Origin of the sequence: Nocardiopsis sp. NPDC058631, from assembly GCF_042716955.1 — a bacterium.
In the GTDB taxonomy this organism is placed as follows: Bacteria; Actinomycetota; Actinomycetes; order Streptosporangiales; family Streptosporangiaceae; genus Nocardiopsis.
The window spans coordinates 1-1,190 of record NZ_JBHXQY010000209.1 but is presented as its reverse complement, the minus strand read 5'-3'; the positions used below and the strand labels follow the sequence as shown (position 1 = coordinate 1,190).

General features: G+C 66.2%; 1 protein-coding gene. It reads right to left on the bottom strand.

Annotated features, from left to right (window positions below):
• A partial coding sequence (locus ACFWTE_RS29990) for an acyltransferase domain-containing protein (protein ID WP_378783327.1) occupies positions 1-1,190 on the bottom strand: 1,190 nt, incomplete at both ends.

Below are 1,190 nucleotides of genomic sequence, written 5' to 3'. Positions count from 1 at the left end.
CGCTCGAACGCGTACGAGGGCAACCCCACCCGCGCACCACCAGCGAACACCGCCCCCCAGTCCACACCCACACCACGAACGAAGAACTCACCCAACGCCCCCGCAACCGACGCCCCCTCCGAGCGCCCACCCCGCAACAACGCCACCAACGACCCCGCACCAGAACCCACCAAGCACCCCGGCACCAACGCCGTCAACACACCACCAGGACCCAACTCCACAAAATCAGTCACACCCTGCGACTCCAGGAACCGCACCCCGTCCATGAACCGCACCGCACCACGCACATGAGCCACCCAGTACTCCGCAGAACACAACTGGGCATCCGTAGCCACCACACCCGTCACATTCGACACCACCGGAATACGCGCCGCACCGAACTCCAACCCCGCCACAACCTCACCAAACTCCTCCAACACCCCATCCATATGCGCCGAATGAAACGCATGACTGACCACCAACGCCTTCACACGACGCCCACGCCCACGCCACAGCCGCGCCACCTCCTCCACCACATCCGCATCACCCGAAACCACCACCGACTCCGGGCCGTTCACCCCCGCCACCGACACACCCCCACGCCCCGCCAAGGACGCCACCACCTCCTCCTCCCCCGCCTGCAACGCCACCATCGACCCGCCCCCACGAGCCGCCTGCATCAAACGACCACGCGCCGCCACCAAAGCCGCAGCATTGGGCAGATCCAACACCCCCGACACATGAGCCGCCGCCACCTCACCCACCGAATGACCCAACAGAAAATCAGGCCGCACACCCCACGACTCCACCAACCGAAACAGCGCCACCTCCACCGCGAACAACGCGCACTGGGTGAACACCGTCTGATCCAACAGACCCGCCGCCTCCGACCCCTCCCCGGCGAACAACACCTCCATCAACGGACGGTCCAACCACCCGTCCACCTGCGCACACACCTCCTCCAACGCCCGCGCGAACACCGGAACCGACCCATACAACTCACGGCCCATCCCCAACCGCTGAGACCCCTGACCCGTGAACAAGAACGCCGACCGGCGCACCCGCGAACGACCACCCACCACCACGTTGGGCACCTCACGGCCCTGACCCAACGCCTCCAACCCCGCCACCAACTCACCACGGTCACCACCCCACACCGCAGCCCGAAACTCCAACCCCGCCCGATGCACCGCCAACGACAAACCCACGTC